The organism is Vibrio crassostreae 9ZC13 (genome assembly GCF_000272045.2).
GTDB classification, from domain to species: Bacteria; Pseudomonadota; Gammaproteobacteria; order Enterobacterales; family Vibrionaceae; genus Vibrio; species Vibrio crassostreae_C.
In genome coordinates this window covers 1-473 of record NZ_AJYZ02000023.1, presented here as the reverse complement: position 1 = coordinate 473, position 473 = coordinate 1, and the positions used below count along the sequence as shown (strand labels likewise).

The 473-nt window shown below is 47.6% G+C and carries 1 protein-coding gene; it reads right to left on the bottom strand.

Annotation, left to right across the window (positions count from 1 at the left end; all coding sequences use genetic code 11):
* A partial coding sequence (locus A136_RS10740) for a flagellin hook IN motif-containing protein (RefSeq protein WP_017062976.1) occupies positions 1–473 on the bottom strand: 473 nt, incomplete at both ends.

Sequence of the window (473 nt, the reverse complement as noted above, 5' to 3'; positions counted from 1 at the left end):
AAGTTGCTGATAGCGTGGTCGAAACGGTTTTGGAAAGCACCTAGCTCAGCACGGTGGCTATCTACATACTTAAGTGCCGCATCGATAATAGCTACAGACTCTTGTGCGCCGCCAACTGATGTTACGTCGATAGTATCAACCGTTACGTCTTTGCCAGGTTGCATGCCTAGTTCGCCAGCCAGGCTGCCAGAGAATGCCACTTCGCCTTCAACCTTGTTGTTACCAGTAAACATTTGTAGCTTACCGTCTTCAGTTACAGACGCTTTAACAGAGTCTTGTTGACCGTTGATGTACGTTGCTAGCTCTTCGATGTCGTCACCCGCTTTTGCGCTGATGTCGATTTCTTGTGCTTGACCGAAGTTATCAGTGAACGACATTTTTAGGTCGTTAGAGCCTGCTTGAACGTTCCAATCTTTATCTTTCGCGTTCTCAGTTTGGTAGCTCTTACCACCCATCTGAGCGTTATCAGAGCG